Source organism: Citrobacter sp. Cpo103 (assembly GCF_030332605.1).
Classification (GTDB): Bacteria; Pseudomonadota; Gammaproteobacteria; order Enterobacterales; family Enterobacteriaceae; genus Citrobacter; species Citrobacter portucalensis.
Window position 1 is genome coordinate 684,074 of record NZ_JAOWHO010000029.1, and the last position, 23,913, is coordinate 707,986.

General features: G+C 52.5%; 29 protein-coding genes and 1 pseudogene. 8 read left to right on the top strand and 22 right to left on the bottom strand.

The genetic code is table 11. From position 1 onward, the window contains the following. The first annotated feature begins 19 nt into the window (after window positions 1–19). From OGX89_RS11890 to OGX89_RS11900, 3 genes are all read left to right on the top strand, one after another. Entirely contained in the window at window positions 20–712 is a 693-nt protein-coding gene (locus tag OGX89_RS11890) for a phosphohydrolase (protein WP_125112516.1), read from the top strand. A 76-nt stretch (window positions 713–788) separates the two neighbouring features. Further along, complete coding sequence (locus OGX89_RS11895; protein ID WP_125112515.1) at window positions 789–2,219, top strand: DNA cytosine methyltransferase; 1,431 nt, start codon at window positions 789–791, stop codon at window positions 2,217–2,219. After that, window positions 2,200–2,667, top strand: a complete 468-nt coding sequence (locus tag OGX89_RS11900; RefSeq protein ID WP_003834064.1) for a very short patch repair endonuclease — start codon at window positions 2,200–2,202, stop codon at window positions 2,665–2,667. Before OGX89_RS11895 ends, OGX89_RS11900 begins: the two co-directional genes overlap by 20 nt. Here the strand turns inward: OGX89_RS11900 and yedA are convergent. After that, a complete protein-coding gene (gene yedA / locus OGX89_RS11905; RefSeq protein WP_003834062.1) occupies window positions 2,659–3,579 on the bottom strand; it encodes a drug/metabolite exporter YedA in 921 nt (306 codons plus the stop codon). The genes OGX89_RS11900 and yedA overlap by 9 nt on opposite strands. A gap of 178 nt (window positions 3,580–3,757) precedes the next feature. Here yedA and OGX89_RS11910 point away from each other — a divergent pair, with 178 nt between their 5' ends. Together OGX89_RS11910 and OGX89_RS11915 are read left to right on the top strand one after the other, a co-directional pair. Then, on the top strand, window positions 3,758–4,669 hold the full coding sequence (locus tag OGX89_RS11910; RefSeq protein WP_003834061.1) for a DUF808 domain-containing protein: 912 nt from the start codon (window positions 3,758–3,760) through the stop codon (window positions 4,667–4,669). A 77-nt stretch (window positions 4,670–4,746) separates the two neighbouring features. After that, window positions 4,747–4,932, top strand: coding sequence for a YodC family protein (locus OGX89_RS11915; RefSeq protein ID WP_003834060.1), 186 nt, complete (start codon window positions 4,747–4,749; stop codon window positions 4,930–4,932). Between the two features lie 206 nt (window positions 4,933–5,138). Here OGX89_RS11915 and yodD read toward each other — a convergent pair whose 3' ends face one another. After that, window positions 5,139–5,366: a YodD family peroxide/acid resistance protein gene (yodD, locus tag OGX89_RS11920; RefSeq protein ID WP_003030417.1), complete on the bottom strand. Its 228-nt coding sequence runs from the start codon at window positions 5,364–5,366 to the stop codon at window positions 5,139–5,141. 163 nt (window positions 5,367–5,529) lie between these two features. On the opposite strand from yodD, the gene dsrB reads away from it, so the two are divergent. Continuing rightward, on the top strand, window positions 5,530–5,718 hold the full coding sequence (gene dsrB, locus OGX89_RS11925; RefSeq protein WP_003030419.1) for a protein DsrB: 189 nt from the start codon (window positions 5,530–5,532) through the stop codon (window positions 5,716–5,718). 54 nt (window positions 5,719–5,772) lie between these two features. Here the strand turns inward: dsrB and rcsA are convergent, their stop codons facing one another. From rcsA to fliF, 14 genes and pseudogenes are all read right to left on the bottom strand, one after another. Continuing rightward, window positions 5,773–6,396, bottom strand: a complete 624-nt coding sequence (gene rcsA, locus OGX89_RS11930; protein WP_125112514.1) for a transcriptional regulator RcsA — start codon at window positions 6,394–6,396, stop codon at window positions 5,773–5,775. A gap of 233 nt (window positions 6,397–6,629) precedes the next feature. After that, window positions 6,630–7,470: pseudogene (gene fliR, locus OGX89_RS11935) on the bottom strand (flagellar biosynthetic protein FliR). Between the two features lie 8 nt (window positions 7,471–7,478). After that, window positions 7,479–7,748 (bottom strand): flagellar biosynthesis protein FliQ, encoded by a 270-nt coding sequence (fliQ, locus tag OGX89_RS11940; RefSeq protein WP_003030425.1) that lies wholly within the window; start codon window positions 7,746–7,748, stop codon window positions 7,479–7,481. A 9-nt stretch (window positions 7,749–7,757) separates the two neighbouring features. Beyond that, window positions 7,758–8,495, bottom strand: a complete 738-nt coding sequence (gene fliP, locus OGX89_RS11945) for a flagellar type III secretion system pore protein FliP (protein WP_003834056.1) — start codon at window positions 8,493–8,495, stop codon at window positions 7,758–7,760. Further along, complete coding sequence (fliO, locus tag OGX89_RS11950; RefSeq protein ID WP_103014243.1) at window positions 8,495–8,872, bottom strand: flagellar biosynthetic protein FliO; 378 nt, start codon at window positions 8,870–8,872, stop codon at window positions 8,495–8,497. Before fliO ends, fliP begins: the two co-directional genes overlap by 1 nt. Further along, on the bottom strand, window positions 8,872–9,285 hold the full coding sequence (gene fliN, locus OGX89_RS11955; RefSeq protein WP_003030433.1) for a flagellar motor switch protein FliN: 414 nt from the start codon (window positions 9,283–9,285) through the stop codon (window positions 8,872–8,874). The genes fliO and fliN overlap by 1 nt, the downstream gene beginning before the upstream one ends. After that, a complete protein-coding gene (gene fliM, locus OGX89_RS11960) occupies window positions 9,282–10,286 on the bottom strand; it encodes a flagellar motor switch protein FliM (RefSeq protein ID WP_003030434.1) in 1,005 nt (334 codons plus the stop codon). The genes fliN and fliM overlap by 4 nt, the downstream gene beginning before the upstream one ends. Before the next feature lie 4 nt (window positions 10,287–10,290). Beyond that, complete coding sequence (fliL, locus tag OGX89_RS11965; protein ID WP_003834054.1) at window positions 10,291–10,758, bottom strand: flagellar basal body-associated protein FliL; 468 nt, start codon at window positions 10,756–10,758, stop codon at window positions 10,291–10,293. Window positions 10,759–10,862: 104 nt separating this feature from the next. After that, window positions 10,863–12,077, bottom strand: coding sequence for a flagellar hook length control protein FliK (gene fliK / locus OGX89_RS11970; RefSeq protein ID WP_125112513.1), 1,215 nt, complete (start codon window positions 12,075–12,077; stop codon window positions 10,863–10,865). Further along, window positions 12,074–12,517: a flagellar export protein FliJ gene (gene fliJ / locus OGX89_RS11975; RefSeq protein WP_003834052.1), complete on the bottom strand. Its 444-nt coding sequence runs from the start codon at window positions 12,515–12,517 to the stop codon at window positions 12,074–12,076. The genes fliK and fliJ overlap by 4 nt, the downstream gene beginning before the upstream one ends. 21 nt (window positions 12,518–12,538) lie before the next feature. Beyond that, the gene (fliI, locus tag OGX89_RS11980) at window positions 12,539–13,909 is read right to left on the bottom strand and encodes a flagellar protein export ATPase FliI (protein WP_003030440.1); all 1,371 of its coding nucleotides are present in this window, start codon (window positions 13,907–13,909) and stop codon (window positions 12,539–12,541) included. Further along, on the bottom strand, window positions 13,909–14,616 hold the full coding sequence (gene fliH / locus OGX89_RS11985; RefSeq protein ID WP_125112512.1) for a flagellar assembly protein FliH: 708 nt from the start codon (window positions 14,614–14,616) through the stop codon (window positions 13,909–13,911). Before fliH ends, fliI begins: the two co-directional genes overlap by 1 nt. Further along, window positions 14,609–15,607, bottom strand: coding sequence for a flagellar motor switch protein FliG (gene fliG / locus OGX89_RS11990; RefSeq protein WP_003834047.1), 999 nt, complete (start codon window positions 15,605–15,607; stop codon window positions 14,609–14,611). Before fliG ends, fliH begins: the two co-directional genes overlap by 8 nt. After that, window positions 15,600–17,273 (bottom strand): flagellar basal-body MS-ring/collar protein FliF, encoded by a 1,674-nt coding sequence (gene fliF / locus OGX89_RS11995; RefSeq protein WP_125112511.1) that lies wholly within the window; start codon window positions 17,271–17,273, stop codon window positions 15,600–15,602. Before fliF ends, fliG begins: the two co-directional genes overlap by 8 nt. Window positions 17,274–17,489: 216 nt before the next feature. On the opposite strand from fliF, the gene fliE reads away from it, so the two are divergent. Then, entirely contained in the window at window positions 17,490–17,804 is a 315-nt protein-coding gene (gene fliE, locus OGX89_RS12000) for a flagellar hook-basal body complex protein FliE (RefSeq protein WP_125112510.1), read from the top strand. A 54-nt stretch (window positions 17,805–17,858) separates the two neighbouring features. On the opposite strand, the gene yedF is transcribed toward fliE, so the two are convergent. Both yedF and yedE read right to left on the bottom strand, forming a co-directional pair. Beyond that, complete coding sequence (gene yedF / locus OGX89_RS12005) at window positions 17,859–18,092, bottom strand: sulfurtransferase-like selenium metabolism protein YedF (protein WP_000790504.1); 234 nt, start codon at window positions 18,090–18,092, stop codon at window positions 17,859–17,861. Beyond that, the gene (gene yedE / locus OGX89_RS12010) at window positions 18,089–19,294 is read right to left on the bottom strand and encodes a selenium metabolism membrane protein YedE/FdhT (protein ID WP_032943831.1); all 1,206 of its coding nucleotides are present in this window, start codon (window positions 19,292–19,294) and stop codon (window positions 18,089–18,091) included. Before yedE ends, yedF begins: the two co-directional genes overlap by 4 nt. 185 nt (window positions 19,295–19,479) lie before the next feature. Between yedE and yedD the strand changes: the two genes are divergently transcribed. Continuing rightward, window positions 19,480–19,893, top strand: a complete 414-nt coding sequence (gene yedD / locus OGX89_RS12015) for a lipoprotein YedD (protein WP_003030454.1) — start codon at window positions 19,480–19,482, stop codon at window positions 19,891–19,893. A gap of 40 nt (window positions 19,894–19,933) precedes the next feature. On the opposite strand, the gene amyA is transcribed toward yedD, so the two are convergent. From amyA to fliD, 4 genes are all read right to left on the bottom strand, one after another. Next, window positions 19,934–21,421: an alpha-amylase gene (gene amyA / locus OGX89_RS12020; protein WP_197385778.1), complete on the bottom strand. Its 1,488-nt coding sequence runs from the start codon at window positions 21,419–21,421 to the stop codon at window positions 19,934–19,936. Window positions 21,422–21,489: 68 nt separating this feature from the next. Continuing rightward, window positions 21,490–21,861, bottom strand: a complete 372-nt coding sequence (fliT, locus tag OGX89_RS12025) for a flagella biosynthesis regulatory protein FliT (protein WP_008785101.1) — start codon at window positions 21,859–21,861, stop codon at window positions 21,490–21,492. Continuing rightward, window positions 21,861–22,268, bottom strand: coding sequence for a flagellar export chaperone FliS (fliS, locus tag OGX89_RS12030; RefSeq protein ID WP_125112508.1), 408 nt, complete (start codon window positions 22,266–22,268; stop codon window positions 21,861–21,863). Before fliS ends, fliT begins: the two co-directional genes overlap by 1 nt. A gap of 15 nt (window positions 22,269–22,283) precedes the next feature. Then, on the bottom strand, window positions 22,284–23,696 hold the full coding sequence (gene fliD, locus OGX89_RS12035; RefSeq protein WP_125112507.1) for a flagellar filament capping protein FliD: 1,413 nt from the start codon (window positions 23,694–23,696) through the stop codon (window positions 22,284–22,286). Window positions 23,697–23,913 lie beyond the last annotated feature (217 nt).

Below are 23,913 nucleotides of genomic sequence, written 5' to 3' on the forward strand. Positions count from 1 at the left end.
TTCTGCAAAGGGAGATAGCATGAAACTGCACGACTGGCAGTCGCGATTTGAAGCCTGGTTAGCTGATAACCATTCCGGACAAGATGCTGCGCATGACATCTTTCACTTTCGACGTGTGTGGATGACGACGCAAAAGCTGAGTACAGCTGCCACCGTGGACTGGCTGGTGGTGCTGACCGCATGCTACTTCCACGATCTCGTCAGCCTGCCGAAGAACCATCCTGAGCGTTATCGTTCGTCGGTACTGGCAGCTCTGGAAACACGTCGCGTTTTGATGCGCGATTTTCCGGATTTTCCACGACAGCGGTTATTGGCAGTGTGTCATGCCATTGAGGCGCACAGTTTTAGCGCCAAAATCGCGCCAGAAACCCTTGAAGCCAAAATCGTGCAGGATGCTGACCGGCTTGAGGCGCTGGGTGCAATTGGTTTAGCGCGCGTATTTGCCGTTTCAGGGGCGTTGGGGGTTTCGCTGTTTGATGCGGAAGATCCGTTTGCCCGCAAGCGTAGTCTTGACGATAAACAGTATGCGCTCGATCACTTCCAGACCAAATTATTGACGTTGCCGTTGACGATGCAAACCGAACGAGGGCGGCATTTGGCACAACATAATACGGATTTTTTACTGACGTATATGGCGAAGCTGAGTGCGGAGTTAAAAGGAGAATACGAAATGCTGGATCTTGACGCGATTCAACCCTTTAAAGCGCGCTAGTCGCCAGTTCGGCTGAAACGTCAATCGCGCTAATTTATGTTAATCTGTCGGTTATCCATTTCTGCCGGTTAAATGTATGCAGGATAATTTTTCAGTAGCAGGCTCCATGAACCCGATGACAGATGAAAACGAGACCGACGTGCAGGTGATGTTGGCCAAGTTGCTTGAAATATATGACGTGAAAACGCTGGTTGCTCATCTGAATGGCGTTGGCGAGAACCGCTGGAGCCCGGCCATCTTTAAGCGAGTGGTTGCTAATGAAACATGGCATCGCCTCAGCGACCGCGAGCTCATTCATCTGAATACTTTGTTGCCGAAACCACCTGCGCATCATCCGCACTATGCCTTTCGCTTTATCGATCTTTTTGCTGGCATTGGCGGTATTCGTCGCGGCTTTGAAGCGATTGGCGGGCAGTGCGTGTTTACCAGTGAGTGGAACAAGCATGCTGTGCGCACCTATAAAGCGAACAACTACTGCGATCCGCTCCAACACCGCTTTAATGAAGATATTCGTGATATCACACTCAGCCATCATGACGGGGTGAGTGACCAGCAGGCGGCAGAACATATTCGCCAGCATGTTCCTGAACACGACGTGCTGTTGGCCGGATTCCCTTGCCAGCCATTTTCTCTGGCTGGTGTATCAAAGAAAAACGCGTTAGGGCGGGCCCATGGTTTCGCCTGTGATACGCAAGGCACGCTATTTTTTGACGTGGTGCGCATTATCGATGCGCGTCGGCCAGCCATATTTGTGCTCGAAAACGTCAAAAACCTGAAGAGTCACGATCAGGGCAAAACGTTTCGCATCATTATGCAAACGCTGGACGAGCTGGGTTATGACGTGGCGGATGCGGCGGATAACGGTCCGGACGATCCGAAAATTATCGATGGGCAACATTTTTTGCCTCAGCATCGCGAACGTATCGTGCTTGTCGGCTTCCGACGCGATCTAAATCTGAAATCAGACTTCACGCTGCGGGATATCGTCACGCGTTATCCGCCGCGGCGTACCACGCTGGCGGAACTGCTTGAGCCGACCGTCGATGCGAAATATGTGCTGACGTCGGTGCTGTGGAAATACCTCTATCGCTATGCGAAAAAGCATCAGGCGCGGGGCAATGGATTTGGCTATGGCATGGTGTATCCCGGTAACCCTGATAGCGTAACGCGCACATTATCTGCGCGTTATTATAAGGATGGGGCGGAGATCCTGATTGACCGTGGCTGGGATATGGCGCTGGGTGAAAAAGATTTTGACGATCCGCAGAATCAGCGACACCGCCCACGCAGACTTACGCCCAGAGAGTGCGCGCGTCTGATGGGGTTTGAATCTCCGCAGGGCTATCAGTTCAGGATCCCCGTGTCGGATACCCAGGCTTATCGCCAGTTTGGTAATTCGGTGGTCGTTCCGGCATTTGCGGCGGTGGCCAGGCTGCTGGAGCCGAAAATCAGGCAGGCAGTTGCTATTCGCGAGAAAGAGAATCAGCGTGGCAGACGTTCACGATAAAGCAACACGCAGTAAAAATATGCGGGCGATAGCTACCCGCGATACCGCAATTGAAAAACGCCTTGCCAGCGTGCTGACAGAGCAGGGGGTAACTTTTCGCGTGCAGGATGGGACGTTACCCGGTCGCCCCGATTTTGTGGTGGATGATTATCATTGTGTGATTTTTACTCACGGCTGTTTCTGGCACCACCACGATTGCTATTTGTTTAAAGTCCCCGCGACACGAACGGAATTCTGGCTGGAAAAAATAGGCAAAAATGTCCAGCGCGATGCGCGGGATTGTGAAAAGTTGCAGGTTCTGGGCTGGCGCGTACTGATTGTCTGGGAGTGTGCCCTGCGTGGTCGCGAAAAGCTGGACGATGAAGCGTTATCTGAACGTGTCATCGAGTGGATCTGCGGCGGTGGTGACACCGCGCAGATCGACACTCTCGGTATTCATTTACTGTAACGTTTTTTCCGACGGGGTAGCAACGGCATCCGCTTTAACAGGGAACAGGTATTTCCCCAACGTCACCAGCACCACAGCAAACACGATCACGCCGAGTGCCAGCCATTCGATAGGAGCCAGTCTTTCTCCCCCCAGACCGGTACCTAACAGCACGGCAACAACCGGATTGACGTAGGCATAGCTGGTGGCTAGCGCCGGGCTGACATTGCGGATCAGGAACATATACGCATTAATGGCAATAATGGAACCAAATAGGGCCAGGTAAGCCACCGCCATAAAGCCTGAAAATGTTGGCATGGTGGTCAGTTTTTCCCCGGAGAGTAGCGATGCACACATCAGCACTATACCGGCGGCTAACATTTCAATGGCTCCGGCCATCATGCCAACGGGTAGGGTAATGCGTGAACCGTACACCGAGCCAAACGCCCAGCTTATCGAACCGATCAGGATTAAAATAGCGCCCCACGGATTGCCACTTAAATTGCCTCCGCTGTTTAGCATGATGATCCCTGCTAGCCCAATCGCTATCCCCAACCATTCCAGCTTGCGCGTTTTGATGCCAAAAAAGTGGCTAAAACACAGCGTAAATAGCGGGACGGTTGCGACCACCACGGCGGCAATACCAGAAGGGACATTTTGATGTTCTGCGACGGTGACCAGCCCATTACCCACTGCCAGCAGCAGGATACCAATTAACGCGGCGTTCAGGATTAGGCGTAAGGGGGGCAGCTTATGCCCGCGAATAAGTAAGAAACTTGTTAATAAAATTCCCGCGGAGAGAAAACGTACGGCTGCCATCATTAACGGCGGCCAGCTTTCAACGCCAATGCGAATAACGAAGTACGTGGAACCCCAAATGATGTACAGCGCGAATAGCGCACTGAAAAGCGGTAACAATTGCCTGAAACGCATAATCCCTCACGGTGAAAATAAAAAGGTGCAACATAGTAAACGTCAAAACTATCTTACTGGCGAGACTTATAATTACGTGTTGATGTTAAAAACTTGTTGACCAGAAAGGTCAGTTTCAGCATGGCGTGTTTTACTTCATACTTATGACTGCAAAAAAATAATATTGAGGGTGAAAATTTTGGCAGGAAGTAGCTTACTGACCTTACTCGATGATATCGCCACGCTGCTCGATGATATCTCAGTGATGGGAAAACTGGCCGCGAAAAAAACCGCGGGCGTGCTGGGGGATGATCTGTCGCTTAATGCGCAGCAGGTGTCGGGTGTGCGGGCGAACCGCGAACTCCCGGTAGTCTGGAGCGTGGCGAAAGGATCGTTTGTTAACAAAGTTATTCTAGTGCCGTTGGCGCTATTGATAAGCGCATTTATTCCCTGGGCGATCACCCCCTTATTAATGGTAGGCGGGGCATTTCTCTGTTTTGAAGGGGTGGAAAAGGTTCTGCATACCCTGGAGGCGCGTAAGCACAAAGAAAGCCCGGAAGAGCGTCAGCAGCGTCTGACTGCTCTGGCCGCACAGGATCCACTCACCTTTGAGAAGGATAAAATCAAAGGGGCAATACGTACCGACTTCATTTTGTCTGCCGAGATTGTCGCAATTACGCTGGGTATTGTCGCGGACGCACCCTTGCTGAATCAGGTGTTGGTACTATCTGGTATCGCGTTAGTGGTGACCGTGGGCGTGTATGGCCTGGTTGGGATTATCGTTAAGCTTGACGACATTGGGTACTGGTTGGCAGAAAAGCGTAGCCTGCTTGCCCAGTCGCTGGGCAAAGGGTTGCTGGTGGTTGCCCCCTGGCTTATGAAAACACTTTCTGTGGTCGGCACGCTGGCGATGTTTTTAGTGGGAGGCGGCATTGTGGTACACGGAATATCGCCGCTGCATCATGCGATTGAACATTTTGCTCAGCAGCAAAGTACATTGATTTCGCTAATGCTTCCGACCCTGCTTAACCTGGTGCTCGGCTTTATCATCGGTGGGATTGTCGTTCTGCTGGTAAAAGCTGTCGCCAGAGTGCGCGGAGTTTCGCACTAATTGTTACAGGACTGATTACGCAAAACGCCTCTTTGTCATCTAAGGTGTAAAGGTTTCTCTTGATACAGGAGGCGGGTATGGTCTTTTCTGTCAGTGAGGAAGTCACCTCCAAAGAGGGTGGCCCACGTATGATCGTTACCGGGTATGCCAGCGGAATGGTGGAGTGTCGCTGGTACGACGGCTTTGGCGTTAAACGGGAAGCATTCCGTGAAGATGAACTGGTGGTGCCTGGCGAGCGAAGACAGCTCTCCCAGGATGCCTGAACATTTGGCTCGACCGTAACCTGGTGATCTCTCACCCATTAGTTATATTTATCATTCCGGTGAGAATTATTTACTTGTCAGGCAAAAAAATTGCAGATAAGGTTTGGTTCACATCAGATTTTCTGGTGTAACGAATTTACAAGTGCTTCTTGCATAAGCAAGCTTGATCCCGACCCGATAAGGGTCGGGATTTTTTTCGCCCTCAGTCAGCGATTGATCTCCGACACGCTAAAGTCATGGATATCAAGCTCGAACGCATCGGCCAGTTCATGCCATGTATGGTAATCACGCCCGTCAACGCTGACGCGCTCCGGGTCATCCTGGCTACGATGAATTTCACTCTCGCAGATTTCGTTGATTGCCTTTAGCAGCGCGTCGACATCGACGCTGACTTCACGTTTGGCCGTATCGCTGTACTCTTTCGCGGTTTTCATCCTCATACCTCTCAACCGTTAAGGATACCGGGGGAGCGTACCCAAACATCAGATACGCACAACTTAAGTATAGACCGTCGATAAAACCCGCAATCGCGCGTGCACAGCGCTGCCAGAAAAAGGAATTTGTTCTACACTGGCACAAAGCCACAGGAGGAAAACTATGAAGGTGAATGATCGGGTCACAGTCAAAACGGACGGCGGTCCTCGTCGACCGGGCGTGGTACTGGCAATCGAAGAGTTTAGTGAAGGCACCATGTACCTGGTTTCGCTGGAAGACTACCCGCTCGGTATCTGGTTCTTTAATGAATCAGGTCATCAGGATGGTATCTTTGTGGAAAAAGTGGAGTGACATGAGTTCTGCTGTTTGATTCTGACTGGTGGAGTCACCACCAGTCAGAACGTCTTAGCGCATATTCACAAAGATACCATTGGTGACGTTATCCGTAAGCCTCACAACGTGATAGATAACTTGCTTATTATGCGTTTTAATCTTTCGTTTTATATTCCCCTTATGGGATGACACCGTCTTGGCTTTGATATTCATTTGATCTGATATCTGTATTGTTCCCTGACCCTCCATCCACATACGCAGCATGCTGGATTCGGTTCGACTTAATGATAATGTCGGCAGATTCACATCAATAGCAATATCTACTTCCTTTTTCAGAATATCGCCAAGTAGTTTATCCAGTGAGTCAGGTTTAATCGATTTAGAGCTAATCAATAAATTTTTTCTAACGAGTAGATATTCATCAAAATGCACGTTGGCAATTGCCATAAACACAATAAATAACGTGCTGGGATGCTGATTAATGATTCGCTTTATTTGCTGGCTATTAGCAGGATCGTGGATAAAGCAGTCCTCATTAATAAACACCACAGCGGGTTGTTGAGAGACACAGGCGAGACTGAGTTCATCAACGTTGGAAATGTTGTTGATTTCCCTTTTTTTCACTCCCCGACTTACCAGATATCCGGTTAACCCTAGTCGGGTGTAACTGCATAAATCCATAATAATCGTTGACATGGCATACCCTCACTCAATGCGTAACGATAATTCCCCTTACCTGATTATTTCATCACAACTAAACGGAATAATAACGACCCAAGATGACGCTTTCGCTGTTTTTCAGGCGAATTTACTATCCCGTAAAGTTGCGTATAATTTGCCAGGAAACATCTTAAAGTAAAGTGAATGTTGCGTTATGTGAGTGAGGCAAAAACAAATAAGCCGCGACAGAGATATCCTGGTGGATGTTGTCACTTTTTAAATTTAGGACAATCCTTAGTAAAACAGGATAAAAAATAAGGGTTATTATTTTCCAGGCATTTCGCTGACGATATCGGCCAGTAAATTAAAAATTTCACTGAATAATCGTTCGCAGAATGGCGCAATTAATGGCATTAGCGCCGCCATTAGTGAAATACCTACGGTCAGAGTGAGAGGAAAGCCGATGACGAAAACCGACAGCTGTGGTGCCATGCGATTTAACAAACCAAGTGCAAGGTTCAGCGTGAGCAGCAGCGTCATTACCGGCAGGGCCAGCATTAGTCCGTTGAGGAAAATCAGGCTGCCCGCCCGTGCCAGCGCGAGAAACGCATTGCTGTTCACCGGATTGCCGCCGATGGGCAGAGTATGAAAAGTATCTACCAGCAGCGAAATCAGCCATAAATGGCCGTTAAAGGTCAGGAACAGCAGCATGGCGAGCATGTCGATCAGTCGTGCCAGAACCGGCATATTCAGACGGCTACCGGGATCGAAGAACGTCGCGAAGGAAAGGCCCATTTGCAGGCCAATTAATTCCCCGGCGGTACGTACTGCGGCAAACGCAAACTGCATGGTGAAGCCTAAAGCGATACCGATCAGGATTTGTTGCATTGCCTGCCAAAGCGCGCCAACAGAAAAGATGGGGACGTCAACGGCGGGAATCGACGGGGCAATAACGACGGTAATCATCAATCCCAGCCCCAGCTTTACCCGTTTAGGGATGGCTCGTTCACTGAGGATGGGGGCCGTTGAGATGAGCGCCAGTATGCGCAGCAAAGGCCAAAAGTATAAATTCAGCCAGTGGAGCCACTCAACGCTGGACACCTGCAACATAACGTTGTCTACCCGATGATATAGGGGATGTTGCTGAACAGCGTACGCACGTAGTCGAGCAGCAGGTTAAGCATCCACGGGCCAGCAACAATGATGGCAATAAAAACCGCGACAATTTTGGGGATAAAGGACAGCGTCATTTCGTTAATCTGGGTCGCCGCCTGCAGAATACTGATGATAAGACCTGTGACCAGAGCGACCAACAGCAAAGGCGCGGCAAGGGCCAGGGCGACTTTCATCGCCTCTGTGCCCATCATCATGACCGATTCAGGAGTCATTTCGCGCCTCTAACTGTAAAAGCTTTGTGCCAGCGAGCCGACAAGCAGCTGCCAACCGTCTACCAACACAAACAGCATTAGCTTGAACGGCAACGCGATTGTGGCGGGCGGTACCATCATCATCCCGAGCGCCATCAGCACGCTGGCAATCACCAGGTCGATAATCAGAAACGGAATAAAAATGGTAAAGCCTATCTGGAATGCTGTTTTCAACTCACTGGTGACATAAGCAGGCAGCAAAATTCGCATCGGCACGGCTTCTGGTCCCTGTAACGGACCGCTGTTTGCTAAGCGCGCGAAGAGTGCCAGATCGGCTTCACGGGTCTGGCGCAACATAAACTCACGCAGCGGCTGGGCACCTTTCTCCATGGCTTCCTGCATGGAGATCTTTTCTTCGCTGAACGGTTGGTATGCGTCAACGTAGATTTTATCGATCACCGGCGACATGATGAAAAAGGTCAAAAAGAGCGCCAGGCCCAGGAGCACCTGGTTAGGCGGTGCAGAGGGGGTACCCAGCGCATTTCGCAGTAGACCGAAAACGATGATGATGCGGGTGAAGCTGGTCATCATCAGTAAAATTGCAGGCAGGAACGTCAGCGAGGTGATGAACACCAGCGTCTGCACGGGCAACGTCCAGTTTTGTCCGCCGCCCGGCAACGGCTGACTGACCAGACCCGGGAGTTGGGCGAGGGCAACGGGGCTGAAAAGCCACAAGCCTGCCAGCGTAAGGGATAACAAACGGCGCATCAGGATCTCCCAGGACGCTTCAGCAAACTCTTCATCATGGCCTGGAAATCCGCAGGGGAGGCCGTTTTTTCTTCTGCATCGGCAGGTGCCGGGGGCAGGGTGTGCAGGACGTTAATCTGCGAGGCTGTGACGCCAAGTACCAGACGGGCATCTTCGACCTCGACAATCACCACGCGCTCACGTGGACCCAGTGAGGTGCTGGCCGTAACTTTCAACCCGCGCGTACCGGCACTTTTGGGGGCAAACCCCAGACGTTTAATGACCCAGGCCGCCGCCAGGATCAAGACGATGATCCCGAGCAGCGCGCCGCTTACCTGCACCAGCGGTGAGCCGGGAACGGCGGCGGGTTGAGAAACAGTAGCCTGGGTATTCATGATTAACGGCTCAGACGGCGCATACGTTCAGACGGGGTGATAATGTCAGTGATACGCACACCGTATTTATCTGCAACTACGACGACTTCGCCCTGCGCAATCAGATAACCGTTGATCAGAATATCCAGCGGTTCGCCTGCCAGACCATCCAGTGCGACAACCGAACCCTGCGTCAGACGCAGCAGCTCTTTGATGGTCATGCGGGTACGGCCCAGCTCGACGGTCAGCTTGACCGGAATGTCCATGATCAGGTCGATGTCCTGCAAAGCACCGCTGACGTCGCCGCCACCTAACTGCTGGAATACCGCATCGGCCGCACTTTTGGTGGGCGTGGTTTTTTGCTCGTTTAACGCGTCAGCCCACAGATCGTCCAATGCGCCAGTGTTCTCATCGGACGGATTATTCATATCACTCATTTGGGCTGTTCCTCATTCAGCGAATTCAAAATCGGGTTTATCAGATGTTCTACGCGTAACGCATACTGACCGTTTACGGTGCCATACTGGCTGGTCAGCACAGGCACGCCGTCCACATGAGCAATAATGCGGTCGGGTTTTTCAATCGGCAGTACATCGCCGGGTTTCAGTTTTAAAATCTGGGATAGCCGCAGCGGAATGTCGGCAAAGTTTGCCACCAGCTCCAGCTCAGAATGCTGAACCTGACGCACCAGATTATTGCGCCAGTTCTGATCTTCATTACGTGAGTTTTCCAGCGGCGGATTCACCAGCAGCTCACGCAGTGGTTCAATCATGCTGAATGGCAGACAGATGTTAAATTCACCGGTCAGGTTGCCAATTTCAACGTGGAACGGGGTATTCACCACGATGTCGTTCGGAGAGGTGGTGATATTGGTAAATTTCACCTGCATCTCGGAACGAACGTATTCCACTTCCAGTGGGTTGATGGCCTTCCACGCGTCGCTATAGCTTTCCAGCGCCAGCTTCAGCATGCGGTTGATAACGCGCTGTTCCGTGTGTGTAAATTCGCGACCTTCGACTTTCGTCGGGAAACGACCGTCACCGCCAAACAGGTTGTCTACGGCGATAAATACCAGACTCGGTGAGAACACCACCAGACCCGTACCGCGCAGCGGCTTCAGGTGGATTAAGTTCAGGTTGGTCGGAACCGGTAAGTTGCGCGCAAATTCATGGTATGGCTGGATACGGATCGCACCCACGGTAATATCCGGGCTACGGCGCAACAGGTTAAATAACCCCATACGGAACTGGCGCGCAAAGCGTTCGTTAATGATCTCCAGCGCCTGTAAACGCTCACGTACCACGCGACGCTGAGTGTTGGGATCATAAGGACGAATATCGCTTTCTTTTGCGATACCTGAAATGGGTTCGTCTTTGGTTTCGCTATCGCCGTTGAGCAATGCGTCGATTTCAGCCTGAGAAAGAATACTGTCGCCCATGTCTTTACCGCAGAATAAAAGCTGTATAAAGAACGTCGGTGACAACCTGTTTCGGCTGTCCAACAACGAGCGGAGTCGCCAGCGTCTCTTTGATGGCGGTAATCAGCTGTTGCTTACCTTCCTCGGTGGCGAGTGTGGCTGCATTCTGACGAGAGAACAGCAGCAGCAAGCGGCTGCGCACTTCCGGCAGATATTCATTAAGACGTGAACGTGTCGCCTCATCTTTCATGCGCAACGTGATACCGATATACAGCACACGGTCTGCATCACCCAGATTGACGGTAAAGGTATCCAGCGCAAAGAACACCGGGGCTGGCGGTGGAGGCGGTTCCGCTTTGACGCTGGCGGACGGCTGCTGCTGCATGCGCCAGTAGCTATAACCCGCAGTTGCGCAGGCGGCGAGGGTAATTAATACCAGCAGAGGGATCCAAATAGCGCGTTTACTTTTTTTGTTAATCGCGGAGTCAGTCATCAGATACGGGCTTCCTGTTTCGGTACAGCTTATGGGCTGATTATCCCGTGTCCTGTCCACGACAAAGCGTGGAAAAGACGCGGATAATCATGCTACCTCTGGCGTTAGGCGAAGATGTCTACTGCGCCATCGCCGCGGGCAGCGGCTTGCAGTGAGGCTGGGGTTGCCAGTATTGCGTCATCTTCAGCAGCAAAAATGTCTTGTCCCTGAGCGCGACCCGCCTGCTGTTGCTGCCCGGAAGACTGCTGTTGTCCGGCGAAGCTTTCACTGCTGATGTTGCTTTGCCCCAGTTGGATCCCGCTTTCAGCCAACTGCGTACGCAGCATCGGTAATGCGGCTTCCAGTGCGGCGCGCACGTGACTGTGCGGTGAAACCATTTGCAACTGTGCGAGGTTGTCGTCCATCTTGAGGGAAATATGTACCTGACCCAGGTCCTGCGGATGCAGACGCAGCTCTGCGCTTTGCTGGCCCTGGCGCGTGAACAATGTGACGTGCTGGCTCAGCGATTGCTGCCATTCATGGCTACCTAACGGAGCGCTTAACACCGGCGCGGCCGTCGGTAACGGTTGTGCGTGTGTTTGCGGACCACTTAGCGGGGCCGCAGTCATGCCAATGCTGGTTGGTGACGGGGTGCTGTCGATTTCAGCTCTGGCGTTCGCCGCCGCTGTCAGCGGGGTTAGTGCTGGATTGTTTACTTGATTTGCACCACCGCCAGCAACCGTGACATCCGCTTTGCCTTTTTTGGCATCACCCGCCAGCAATTCGCCAGCGTTATCGGCGATAGCACCGTGTGCAGCGCCACGTGACAACGCCGAAAGCGTGGCATCAACTGGGGCTGGTGCGCTGTCGACGGCAGGCGTAGCCAGCGGTTGTCCTGGCAGCATGGCGAACAACGCGCTCAGATTGGCGAGATCGTCATCACTCAGCGTGGTGTTTTTTTCGTCCTGCTGAGCAACTTTGCCCAGTGTCGTCAGGGCATTAGCTTTTAGTGAAGGCGTGAGGGCAGACAACAGTTGCTGAGCGTCCGTCATGTCGGCAAGAGAAGCCTCGGTTTGTAGCTCCTGTTGCGCCAACAGATCGGTTAATTTGACCGACTGCGCGGCATCGCCATTTTTTTGCAGTAACCCTTTTTGCAGCTTACTGCTGGCCACCTGTAAGTCGGCAAGCGACAGAGGTGCGTCTTTACCTTGCGCGTCGCCCGCGCCTAATGCGCCAGCCAGCAGCGCTAAAAAATCCTCGGGTGAATCTACCGCTTTGCCTGACTGAAGACCTGCGGCTACGTCGGTGTCGGTGGTAATCAGTTGGGGTAAAGTAATCATTCGGGTTTCCTCATAGCTGCGCGCTGAGCAAATTCATCCATTTTTTTCTGATCCAGACGGTTTTCGGCTAGTAACGCCGCCGAGGTTTGTCTGTCCTGCAACGTCTGCCACGCCTGTAATCGTTGTTTTTTGTCGCGCCAACTGTTCAAAGCCATGTCCACTTTTTGCGTCCACTGATTGAGCTGTTGGCGGTGTTGCTCAATCGCTTTTTCCAGCGTCTGAATAAATTGCTGGTAGTTAATCCAGCGATTGCTGGTAATACCCTGGCCCATATCGGTATTCAGATTGTTGCGATACTCATGCTGATAATCGATCAGCATTTTTAACTGTTCTTCTGCCTGCTGACAGCCACGACGCATCTCTCCTAATAAGACAGCGGCGTCATCTACCTCTTTTTCAGCCAGGTCTTTCAGTGTTGCTAACGCACCATGTTGTGCCATGACCTATGCTCTCCTGCTTAATCACACACCAGGGAAAATCAGTTCTAAAGCTTGTAGAGAATCTTCCCAGTCAGCCCGTTCAAAAATGCCTTGCTGTAAGAACGCTTCCAGCTGTGGCCATAAGGCGATGGCTTTATCCAGCATTGGATCGCTGCCTTTGGCATACGCCCCCACGCTAACCAGATCGCGGTTACGCTGGAAGCTGGACAGCAGCTGTTTAAAGTTACGTACCCGTGCATAGTGTTTTTCACTAATGAGCGCGGTCATGGCGCGGCTGATTGAAGCTTCAATATCGATGGCCGGATAGTGACCCGCTTCGGCTAAATGACGAGACAGCACGATGTGCCCGTCCAGTATCGCGCGCGCGGAATCGGCAATCGGGTCCTGCTGGTCGTCACCCTCGGTCAGTACTGTATAAAACGCGGTAACTGAACCGCCGCCGTGGATACCGTTCCCGGCCCGTTCAACCAGCGCCGGTAATTTGGCGAATACTGACGGCGGATAACCTTTGGTTGCCGGCGGCTCGCCGATTGCCAGGGCTATCTCACGTTGCGCCATCGCATAGCGGGTGAGGGAATCCATAATCAGCAATACGTGCTGTCCACGATCGCGGAAATCTTCGGCGATGCGCGTGGCGTAGGCCGCGCCTTGCATACGTAACAGCGGCGAGACATCCGCCGGAGCGGCAATCACTACCGAGCGTGCGCGACCGTCAGCGCCGAGAATATTTTCAATAAAATCTTTAACTTCGCGGCCACGCTCGCCAATCAGGCCCACGACGATGACGTCGGCCTGGGTATAGCGCGCCATCATGCCGAGCAGGACACTTTTACCGACGCCGGAACCTGCGAAAAGCCCCATACGCTGGCCGCGACCAACGGTTAATAACGCGTTGATGGGGCGTACACCGGTATCCAGGACGTGTTCAATTGCGGTACGTTGCAGCGGGTTAAACGGTGGCGTAATCAGCGCGCCGGTTTCGGTGGTATCCGGGGCGGGCAGTCCGTCGAGCGGTTTGCCGCTGCCGTCCAGCACACGCCCCAGCAGAGCAGGGCCAAGCGGTAATTGCTTCCCGCTTTGCAGACCTTCTCCGGCAATGTTCTTCGCGTAGACGCGCGCGCCGGGCAGAACGCCTTCGACCTCTTCGAGCGGCATCAGAAACAGACGTTGACCGTTAAAGCCTACGACTTCGCTTTCAACTTCCTGGGTTTCGTTGCCATCCTGGCGTTCAATGACGCAGGTGGCACCCAACGGCAGCTGTAACCCCGTGGCTTCCAGCACCAGCCCGGTGGCGCGGGTCAGGCGACCGTAACGACGCACCGCAGGCAGCAGCGACATTTTCTCTTCAAAGTTGTCCAGCGTATTGAGCCAGCGAGTCAGGCGAGTGGTCATTACACGACTCCCGGCGCTGCCAGACGGCAGAGTTCTTGCCAGCGAGTGGCGACGCTGGCATCCAGATCGCCTTCGTCTGCTGAGACTTTACAACCGCCGTGATGCAGCGTGGGATCGCCGCGCAGCCGCCAGCCGTGCAGGCTGAGCGTGGCACCGAGCATCTCCTCAACACGCTGGAGATCGTCCGGATGGACGCGCAGCTGCGGTTTACCGCTAAACAGCGGTTCCTGTTGCAATAACTGTTGAATCTGTTTAATCAGCGCAGCGTTATCCACGATAGGCGTCTGACCAATCACCTGACGCGCAGCTTCCAGCGCCATTTGCATCAGGCGCGAGGCAATGACGCTGTCCAGTGCGTCCAGCGTATTCTGAAACTCGCTCACCAACTGCTGCATGCGGGCATGGATCGGCGCATGCTGCACGCGCGCCTGGTTCTGGCCTTGCTCCAGCCCCTGGCTCAGACCTTCCTGATAGCCTTGTTCATGACCCTTTTGTCGACCTTCCGCCAGCCCCGCGTTATACCCTTGCTCATGGGCCTGCATTTGCAGCTGTGCGAGCTGTTGTTCAAGCTGTTGCTCTGCTGAAAGCTCGGGTTCTTCCGTCTCTTCGGACAGCGGCGTTTCGCTGTGGTCAGCCAGCACGAACTCTGCCATTGGTGGGGCGAGATCGTCCGGAGTCCAGACTTTCCACGGCAGTTCGTTAGACATAGGTATCCTCGCCGCTGCCGATCACCATCTCGCCGGTTTCCGCCAGACGACGCACAATAAGCAGAATCGCTTTCTGTTCGTTTTCCACCTGCGACAAGCGCACCGGACCGCGGTTGGCAAGGTCGTCGCGCAGAATATCGGCAGCACGTTGCGACATGTTGCGCAGGAACTTCTCGCGTAGTGGCTGTTCGGCACCTTTCAGCGCAATCAGCAGCGATTCGGAATCCACTTCCTGCAGCAGACGCTGGATACTGCGATCGTCGACTTCCACCAGGTTTTCGAACAGGAACATCTCGTCGATAATTTTCTGCGCCAGTTCGCCGTCGAATTCGCGTACGGCGGTAATAACCGCTTCTTCCTGCTGGGTTTTCATCAGGTTGATAATTTCTGCCGCCGTTCTCACGCCGCCCATTTTGCTGCGCTTGAGGTTCTGGCCATCGAGCAGACCGTTCAGTACCTCGGTCAGTTCTGCCAGCGCGGCAGGCTGCACGCCGCCGAAGGTGGCGATACGCAGCATCACGTCGTGACGTAAACGCTCGTCGAACAGCGCCAGAATATCGGCGGCCTGGCCCCGTTTGAGGTGTACCAGAATGGTGGCGATAATCTGCGGATGCTCGTCGCGGATAAGGTCGGCGGCGCTTTGCGGCTCCATAAAGTTGAGCGTTTCAATGCCGCTGGTGGTATCGCGGGTTTCCAGAATATCTTCCAGCAGGCTGGAGGCGCGTTCCTCGCCCAGCGCTTTCACCAGCACGGAGCGCAGGTATTCGTTGGCGTTGATATTCAGCGCGGCAAACTGTTCTGCTTCTTGCTCAAACTCGGCCAGCACTTCCGTCAACTGTTTGTTGGAGATCTGGCGTACGTTCGCCATCGCTGTACTCAGCGCCTGAACCTCGCGCGTGGAAAGGTGTTTAAACACCTCTGCCGCGCGATCTTCGCCAATGGTCATCAGCAGGATGACGCTTTTATCGGTACCGGTAAGGGCATTACTCATGATCGTTACTCATCCACTGGCGAATGACCAGCGCCACGACGCGCGGATCGTTATCTGACATTTCACGAATACGCTGGCTCATCACTTCTGCACCCAGACGCTGATTCGTACGACGCTGCTGGGTCTGTTCGTCTTTGCTGAGGCGAACTTCTACCGCTTCTTCGGTTTCCTGACGGATACGCGTTTGTTCTTGTACCGCTTTTGCTTCTTCGCTGCGGCGAACCAACTGCGGGCGAACAGCTTTGCGCCACAGGATCCAGGCAACTAGCAGAACCAGCAACCAACGGCCTGCGGTCATCAACTGATCAATAAAGAACGGCTGTTTCCAGAACGGCAGCTCGCCAATGGAATCGTCGGTCGCCGTGAACGGAGAGTTCACCACGTTCAGGGTATCGCCACGTTTGTCGGAGAAGCCCATCGCTTCGCGGGTCAGGTCCTCAATTTGTTTCATCTGATCGGCGGTTAACGGCAGCGGTTTGCCGTCCGGCAACGTTTTATAGTTGACCACCACTGCAACCGAGAGACGCTGCACATCGCCGACGTTCATTTTGGTGTGGCGAATGGTACGGTCGACTTCATAGTTGCTGGTTTCATTGCGCTGCGTACTGCGTGGACCGGCATTATTGTTGTTATTTGCCGTCTGCGTGGTTTGCGCATTTTGCTGATTAGCCGGAGGGTTGGCGATTGGCGCGGTATTAGCCGGTGCTGGTTGATTAGACAATGCGCCCGGTACGCCGCCTGGCGCTCCGCTTCCGATCTGCTCGCTGACGTTTAACTGGCGTGAACGTAGGACGGCCTGGGAATCATCACCGTTTGGACGGTACTGTTCTTCGGTTTGCTCTTTATTAGCAAAATCCAGCTGCGCGGTGACCTGCGCATGTACGTTACCGTTGCCGACAATCGGCGACAGGATCGATTCGATACGACGTTGAACGCGGCCTTCGACATCGCTGGCGTATTTCAACTGAGCATCGTTAAGATCGCGGCTGCTGGTGTTCGACTGAGTTAACAGATGACCTGCCTGGTCGACCAGCGTAACGTTGCCCGGCGGTAACCCTGCGACAGCGCTGGAAACCAGATGTGTAACTGCACTGATCTGACCTTCATCCAGTGCGCGACCCGGTTCAAGATTCACGGTCACGGAGGCCGAAGGCGCTTTTTGCTCACGCACAAACAGCGACGGTTTCGGCATTGCCAGATGCACGCGGGCGCGTTTTACCGGTCCAAGCGTTTCAATGGTACGGGCTAATTCACCTTCCAGCGCACGCTGGTAGTTGACCTGCTCGCTAAACTGGCTGATACCAAACTTTTCCTGATCCAGCAGTTCAAAACCAACGGCGCCGCCTTTCGGCAGACCTTGCTGCGCCAGACGTAAACGCAGTTCGTGGACTTTATCGGCAGGAACTTCTATAGCACCGCTTCCCTCAGTAAAACGATAGGGAACGTTCATCTGCGTCAGTTGGGTGACAATCGCGCCACCATCCTGATCGGAAAGATTGCTGAACAGCGTGCGATAGTCAGGCGCTTTCGCCCACAGGACCATCGCCACGATGATAGCGACGGCAGCGGCTCCCGCCACAATCAAAGGAATTCTGGGATTCGCGCGCAGGCGGTTTAACCACTCGAGAGGTTTAAGCTGGGTTGCAGTCGATGCTGTCGCACTCATCTCGCACCTCGTGGCTTATCGTGGACGGCGTTTTTTGCAAAGTGGAACAAGACTCACTCCCGGGTCAGCAAACTCGAAAAATTGACGGTCTCATTATTTGCGGTTTCGAATTTTTCTATGCGTTAAAAACCGTGGTTTTTTATCGTTATTTAACGCCTTTATCTTATTGACTAACTGGTAATCTCAGCTACGTAAAAAATCATCCAGGGGATCAGAATGTCGGCAATACAGGGGATTGAAGGGGTCATCAGCCAGTTACAGGCCACGGCGATGTCAGCAAAAATGCAGGATGTGCAGCCACAACCGACCGTGAGTTTTGCCGGACAACTGCATGCTGCGTTAGACAGGATCAGCGATGTGCAAACCGCGTCCCGTACGCAGGCTGAGAAATTTACCCTGGGTGAGCCGGGTATTGCGTTAAATGATGTGATGACCGATATGCAAAAAGCGTCGGTATCGATGCAGATGGGTATTCAGGTGCGTAATAAACTGGTGTCGGCCTATCAGGAAGTCATGTCGATGCAGGTGTAGGGACAACGTGCAGAAAATGTTTGCCGGATAAGCGCAGTGCCATCCGGCAACCAGTTACTTCTGAATCAAATAGCGGATCGTTGGGCCATCCTGCTGAATATCCAGCACCGTATAGCCGTGATTACGCGCATCCAGTGGAATATTGTTGATTGACTGCGGGCAATCGCTCACCACTTCCAGAATTTCACCTTTCTTCAATTGCGGCATCGCTTCCAGCGTGGCTACAGCCGGGTATGGACACGGTTCGCCGACCATATCGAGGCGATAATCAGGCACGATATTTTTCATACAGACTCCTTGGCAGGCGTCAGCCCTGCGCGACGGAAGAAACGTTTTTCCCAGCCGATAATGAGCATCAGCGCGGCAAACAACAGCAGATAGGTCACCAGCAGACCGCCGAGCGGACCGAAGGTGTTGAGCAGATTCACTTTGTCCCAGTTGGTGGCAAGCGCGGGAGCAAAATCATCCCAGTAGTAGGCCAGAATGGTCGAGCCAATAACGTTGCCCAGACCAACCCACCAGTAATGCACCTGACCTTCAACGGCGCGATACATCCAGCCGGTTTCACATCCGCCCGCTAAAACGATGCCAAAGCCGAACAGCAAGCCGCCGATCACCGCATTTGGACCCGCCCACATGATTTTAGGCTCGACGCCCAGTTGCACGTAGCTAAAGATACCGATGGCGCTGACCGCCATCCCGAAGATGATCGCTTTTGCCATGTGGGTGCGACCAGAAATCCACAGGTCGCGGAAGGCGGAGGTGAAGCAGATTTGCGCCCGTTCAATCAGCAGACCGAACCCAACACCGAACAGCATCGCCAGACCGAGTTTGGGTTTATCCATCGCGGTGAGCAGCGCCCAGCCGATCATGGCGATAAACACCAGCATCCCGAGGCGGAAACGGCGACGGGCCTGATCCGGTTTTTGCGTCAACGGCGAAGCGGCGGAGACTTTCTGCATTTTGACCGGAATACGAAACATTGGCAGCAGGGTAAAGCGTGCGCCAAACCATGAGCCAATAGCCGTAGCCAGCGCAAAAAACCAGGCGTGTAGTGAGAACTGCGGAATGCCGGTGAAGAATGCGGCCAGGTTACAGCCCATTGCCAGCCGTGCGCCGAATCCGGCGATTGCCCCGCCGACTATCGCCTGCATAATGCGCACCCGACTGCGCGGCATGCGTAACTTGACGTTGTTGGCCCACAGTGCGGCAGCAAAACAGCCGCCGAACATACCGAGGATCATCATGCCGTCGATGCGGGTCAGGGGCGAGCCTTCGAGATGGATCAGCTTGTAGTATCCCCACTCTTCGGCGTGCACACCAAACAGTTGCAGGATTTGACCACCCCAGCGGGTGAATTCACCGGTAACGGCCCAGAAGGTTCCCGTAATGCCGAAATAGTAAGTGGAGAGAATACCCGCTGCGATGACCGCAGGGGCGGGGGCCCAAAATTTAATCAACCAGGCCTGTTTGAAGTGTTGCCATGACATGCGTTGTGCCTCTGAACTCAGAAGGTATGTAACAAGAAGTGTGGATACTACACCGTTCAGAATTTTTGACTATGAGTAATAAGAGGTAACACCGTCTGGATCAATCTTTCTCAACGCTGCCGAAAGGCTGGCGACATCAGGCCTTTAATGCCACAATCCCATTTTCTTCGCATGCAGGATGAATGATGAAAAAATTAGCAATCGTTGGTGTATTTCTGGCGCTTACCGGATGCGCCGAAGTAGAAAATTATAACGACGTGGTGAAAACGCCAGCGCCAGCCGGTCTGGAAGGATACTGGCAGTCAAAAGGTCCGCAACGCAGTCTGGTCAGCCCGGAAGCCATTGCCAGTCTGGTGATAACGAAAGAGGGCGATACGCTGGATTGTCGCCAGTGGCAGCGGGTGATCGCGCTGCCGGGGAAACTGACGATGCTCTCTGGCGATCTCACCAACGTGACGGTTAAACGCGAGCTGTACGAGATTGAGCGAGAAGGCAATACGCTGGAATATGACGGTATGACGCTGCAACGGGTGGATCGCCCGACGCAAGAATGTGCTGACGCGTTAAAGAAAACGCCGCTGGCCACGCCACTGCCATAAGCCGTACGCCCCGGTAACCATCGGTCACCGGGGTTGAGCTTTACAACACTTCTTCAATCACCCACACGCTGACGCTCCCGCCGTTACAGAAAAACGTCGCTTCACCGTTTTCATCGGTGACCACACTTTCTTCACGATTTCCCAGATAGTCCCGCCAGGTTTTATTGCCATAATTGGCACCGAGATTGATGGTCTTTTCCCCGTCATCGCCGTTAGACAATACCACCACACATCCGGGATCCTCATCCGTACCGCTGCGGCTAAAAGCGATACAGTTAGGATGATCGAAAAAGAGCGTTTGTACCCCATGCGCGAAGCGCTGGCGTGCGAGGATCAGTTCATCAAGTTGTTCAATGATCGGCATGTCAATAGGATAGGTTTCGCCATCGCCACCGGTGTCTTCGTAATGCGCTCCGTAGAGGTCAGGGTAAAATACCGACGGCACGCCGTTTTCGCGCAACAGGATCAGCGCATAGGCCAGCGGCTTAAACCATGGTTCGACGGGGGCTTCCAGCGCCTGCAAGGGTTGGGTGTCGTGATTGGCCACCAGCGTGACGGCATGAAACGGATCGGCCTCCACCAGAGTGTCGGTGAAAATTTGGCTCATGTCGTAATCGCGGCCCTGACGGGAGGCCTCGTGGAATTTCATCTGCAAAGGGGCGTCGAACAGCATGGTTTTCCCCTCCACCTGATTAATGTAGGTTTGCAGCTTATCGACTTCATGGGACCAGTATTCCGCCACAATAAACAGCGGCTTGGGTGCCACTTCCTGCACGTGCTCGATCCACTCTTTGTAAAACCATGCCGGAATATGTTTCACGGCATCTAAACGAAAGCCGTCGCACTGGGTTTGCTCCATAACCCAACGCGCCCAGTATTTGAGCTCCTCAGTCACCGCGTGATTGCGAAAATCAATGTTTTCGCCCATCAGATAATCAAAATTACCCAACTCATCATCAACCTGATCGTTCCAGCCTTCGCCAGTGTAGTCGTTAACGATTTTAAAAATCCCGTCTTCGGTTGGATTCTCGATATGGTCAATGCCGCTGAAGCATTTAAAATCCCAAATGAATTGCGAGTACTGGCCAGCGCGGGCAGGGAAGGTATAGCGCGTCCAGCCTTCGCACTCGACAATCTCATCATCTATTTGCGTGCGATCCTCAGTGTTAACGCGCTGGACGCGGATCTTTTCTTTCTCATCTGCGCCCATTTTGTGGTTAACCACCACGTCCAGCAGTACGGCAATATCATTGTGTTTTAGCGCGTCAATTGCCGCCAGCAGCTGGTTTTTATCGCCGTATTTGGTGGCGACGGTTCCCTTTTGGTCGAATTCGCCCAGATCAAACAGATCGTAGGAATCATAGCCAACGGAATAGCCGCCGGACGCGCCTTTATAGGCGGGGGGCAGCCATACCATATTGATGCCGATATCATTGAGTCCGCCTGCGCGTTCGGCAAGCTCGGGCCAGAGTTGACCGCCATCAGGGTAATACCAGTGGAAGTACTGCAATAACGTGGGATTTTTCATCTTCCGTGCTCCAGAAGTCGTTTGGCCGACCTCTGGAGTATGGAAGATAATTCAGACGAGACGGGAAATTATTGTGGCGAGGTGGGGGCATCGGGTACCAGCAGCATACCGGAAAGACGGCCATAGGCGTTATTCAGCGTCTTTTGGCGTGTCGACTGGCCGATGAGGTTGCTGAGCTCATCCAGGCGCTGCTGCAACAACGTTTTAAGTAATTGTTCGTTATCCAGCGTCTGTTTAATATACCCGGCAACCAAGTCCTGAATACTTCGCGTAATGCCCGGTGGAGTTTGCTCTTCCATGACCACTTCAATACTTTGCAGATAGGTAACTTCCTGTTCCAGTAAAAGGTCCCATTCACCGCGCTGCGCCAGTTCCAGCAGCGAGTGACTGAGTAGCGCGATGCGCTGCCAACGGTTGATAAACTCCACGGCTGAGGTCATTAACGAGACTCCTGGGACGACGCTTTCGGTGAGATCTGTTTCCAGGCATCTGCAATGTTGCCGAGTAACTCTTCGACTTCTTCAATGGCCTGACAATCATTACGCAAGTTAGCTTGCAGTAAACGGCGAATCATATAGTCATACAGCGAGGACAGGTTGGTGGCAATTTCACTGCCATTCTCCTGATCCAGGCCTGCTTTCAGACCATTGTCGATAATGTTAATGGCTTTGCTTAAGGCCTCGCCTTTGGCGACGATATCACCCTGTTGCATAAACAGGCGAGCGCGCACGAGGGCGCTGTTCGCGCCATCAAACAACATTTCAATCAGCTGATGCGGATTGGCGCTCATTACGCCACTCTCTATGCTGACCTGTGCATAGGCTTTGGTACCGCTCGCGGTATACATACTTACCTCGTGTTATCAGGATTTATTCATCGCCGTAAATTGTTGGCTCAGATAGTTACTGGTGTTGTTGAGCTTGCTCATCATGGTGTCTAACTGCGTAAACTGTGCCGTGTAACGCGCCACGGTGTCATCAATACTGGCGCTGACAGACAGATACTGTTTAGTCAGTTTTTTCAGCGTTGAGTTAATACTGTCTTGTGCGCTGTCGATAATACCGTCATCGGCCAGATAGCTTTTTACTTCGGTGGCAATTTTGGTGGTAATACCGGTTTCTTTACCATCGCCAACTAACAGTTCACGCACGGAGGCTGTATTTTCGTTCAGGACTTTTTTCAGCTTATCATCGTCAATTTTTAGCTTGCCGGTTGCGCCGTCCTGCTTAATACCAATTTCATTTAATGTTTTAAAAGCGCCATCACTGGCACCGTTGGCAAATTGTGCACGAATTCCACTTTGAATCGTACGAACAACACTGTCACCAAGCAGCGCTCCGTTATTTTTGTCTTGCGCTTCAGCACCCGGGTCAACTTCTTTATATTTGGTCAGCGTATTAAAGGTGTCGATAAGGGAATTATATGAATCGACCCAGCCTTTAATGGCTTCGGTTGCTTTGTCGTTATTCTTTGTTACCGTGACTCGAACGTCAGTGACTTTTTTGGTCAGATCGAGTACTACGCCCTGAGGAGCATCGGTAATTTTATTACTGGAACGTTCAATATCGATACCATTTACGGTTAACTTCGCATTTTGAGCGTTAACCTGTTCCTTCATATTCCCGGTACCGGTTTCGCTGTCATACGCCAGCAGGTCATTTAGCTTGCTGTCTCCCTCAACGGAGATAGTCATTTTATTGGCTTCGCCTTCACTGGCAGTCAGTACCAATTGGTAGTCGCCATCTTTAACCTTAACGATGCTGGCCGAAATTCCGCTATCGGCATCGTTTATCGCTTTGCTGATCTCATCCAGTGAGGTCTGGTCTTTATTCAGCTTAATTTCCAGTGGCTCTTTACGGCCTTCCTGCGTAATTTTTATGGTGCGTGTTTCTGCTGAACTATCACCCAGCGCGTCTTTTGTTGAAGCAATCGTAGTCGTTGAATTGGTTCTTAAAGATTGCGCTTGCGCAAGTTGGGTGACGCTAATGGTATAGATACCCGGTGCCGCCCCAGCTTCGGTGGTCACTTTCAGATCTTCGCTGCTGCTGGTAACGGTCGTGCTTTTGAACAGATCGGCTTTATTTAACGCAGTGTTCGCAGTCTGAAATTTTTCCAGTGCACTTTTTAATGTGCCGTAGGCGGTCAGACGCGCGGTATTATCGCTTTGTTGTTGAGTGATTGGGTTTAAGCGTTTTTTTTCCGCGATAGTCAGGTTGTTCAGCAACGTATCCAGCGGCAGATTTGACCCGACGCCAAGAGAAGTAAATGAAGCCATGCCTAATTCCTTTTGATTGCAAACAGTAGTTAAGCGGGTTATCGGCAATCTGCGCGCAAAGTTTAATGATAGTTTTGTAAAAATAATGCGCAGAATAGTGGGGCATATTGCGGGTATTTCTGAGGCTAATAAAAAAGAGGGCGGAAAGTAAAAATTTTCTAAAGTTCGAATTTAAGGTGCCGATACATGGGTTACGGTGAGAAACCGTGGGCAACAG

What these genes read in the sequence shown, in the direction of transcription:
- OGX89_RS11890 (WP_125112516.1), top strand. Translation starts at nt 20, where the DNA reads ATGAAACTGCACGACTGGCAGTCGCGATTTGAAGCCTGGTTAGCTGAT.
- OGX89_RS11895 (WP_125112515.1), top strand. Translation starts at nt 789, where the DNA reads ATGCAGGATAATTTTTCAGTAGCAGGCTCCATGAACCCGATGACAGAT.
- yedA (WP_003834062.1), bottom strand. Translation starts at nt 3,579, where the DNA reads ATGCGTTTCAGGCAATTGTTACCGCTTTTCAGTGCGCTATTCGCGCTG.
- OGX89_RS11915 (WP_003834060.1), top strand. Translation starts at nt 4,747, where the DNA reads ATGGTCTTTTCTGTCAGTGAGGAAGTCACCTCCAAAGAGGGTGGCCCA.
- yodD (WP_003030417.1), bottom strand. Translation starts at nt 5,366, where the DNA reads ATGAAAACCGCGAAAGAGTACAGCGATACGGCCAAACGTGAAGTCAGC.
- dsrB (WP_003030419.1), top strand. Translation starts at nt 5,530, where the DNA reads ATGAAGGTGAATGATCGGGTCACAGTCAAAACGGACGGCGGTCCTCGT.
- rcsA (WP_125112514.1), bottom strand. Translation starts at nt 6,396, where the DNA reads ATGTCAACGATTATTATGGATTTATGCAGTTACACCCGACTAGGGTTA.
- fliQ (WP_003030425.1), bottom strand. Translation starts at nt 7,748, where the DNA reads ATGACTCCTGAATCGGTCATGATGATGGGCACAGAGGCGATGAAAGTC.
- fliP (WP_003834056.1), bottom strand. Translation starts at nt 8,495, where the DNA reads ATGCGCCGTTTGTTATCCCTTACGCTGGCAGGCTTGTGGCTTTTCAGC.
- fliN (WP_003030433.1), bottom strand. Translation starts at nt 9,285, where the DNA reads ATGAGTGATATGAATAATCCGTCCGATGAGAACACTGGCGCATTGGAC.
- fliM (WP_003030434.1), bottom strand. Translation starts at nt 10,286, where the DNA reads ATGGGCGACAGTATTCTTTCTCAGGCTGAAATCGACGCATTGCTCAAC.
- fliL (WP_003834054.1), bottom strand. Translation starts at nt 10,758, where the DNA reads ATGACTGACTCCGCGATTAACAAAAAAAGTAAACGCGCTATTTGGATC.
- fliK (WP_125112513.1), bottom strand. Translation starts at nt 12,077, where the DNA reads ATGATTACTTTACCCCAACTGATTACCACCGACACCGACGTAGCCGCA.
- fliJ (WP_003834052.1), bottom strand. Translation starts at nt 12,517, where the DNA reads ATGGCACAACATGGTGCGTTAGCAACACTGAAAGACCTGGCTGAAAAA.
- fliI (WP_003030440.1), bottom strand. Translation starts at nt 13,909, where the DNA reads ATGACCACTCGCCTGACTCGCTGGCTCAATACGCTGGACAACTTTGAA.
- fliH (WP_125112512.1), bottom strand. Translation starts at nt 14,616, where the DNA reads ATGTCTAACGAACTGCCGTGGAAAGTCTGGACTCCGGACGATCTCGCC.
- fliG (WP_003834047.1), bottom strand. Translation starts at nt 15,607, where the DNA reads ATGAGTAATGCCCTTACCGGTACCGATAAAAGCGTCATCCTGCTGATG.
- fliF (WP_125112511.1), bottom strand. Translation starts at nt 17,273, where the DNA reads ATGAGTGCGACAGCATCGACTGCAACCCAGCTTAAACCTCTCGAGTGG.
- fliE (WP_125112510.1), top strand. Translation starts at nt 17,490, where the DNA reads ATGTCGGCAATACAGGGGATTGAAGGGGTCATCAGCCAGTTACAGGCC.
- yedF (WP_000790504.1), bottom strand. Translation starts at nt 18,092, where the DNA reads ATGAAAAATATCGTGCCTGATTATCGCCTCGATATGGTCGGCGAACCG.
- yedE (WP_032943831.1), bottom strand. Translation starts at nt 19,294, where the DNA reads ATGTCATGGCAACACTTCAAACAGGCCTGGTTGATTAAATTTTGGGCC.
- yedD (WP_003030454.1), top strand. Translation starts at nt 19,480, where the DNA reads ATGAAAAAATTAGCAATCGTTGGTGTATTTCTGGCGCTTACCGGATGC.
- amyA (WP_197385778.1), bottom strand. Translation starts at nt 21,421, where the DNA reads ATGAAAAATCCCACGTTATTGCAGTACTTCCACTGGTATTACCCTGAT.
- fliT (WP_008785101.1), bottom strand. Translation starts at nt 21,861, where the DNA reads ATGACCTCAGCCGTGGAGTTTATCAACCGTTGGCAGCGCATCGCGCTA.
- fliS (WP_125112508.1), bottom strand. Translation starts at nt 22,268, where the DNA reads ATGTATACCGCGAGCGGTACCAAAGCCTATGCACAGGTCAGCATAGAG.
- fliD (WP_125112507.1), bottom strand. Translation starts at nt 23,696, where the DNA reads ATGGCTTCATTTACTTCTCTTGGCGTCGGGTCAAATCTGCCGCTGGAT.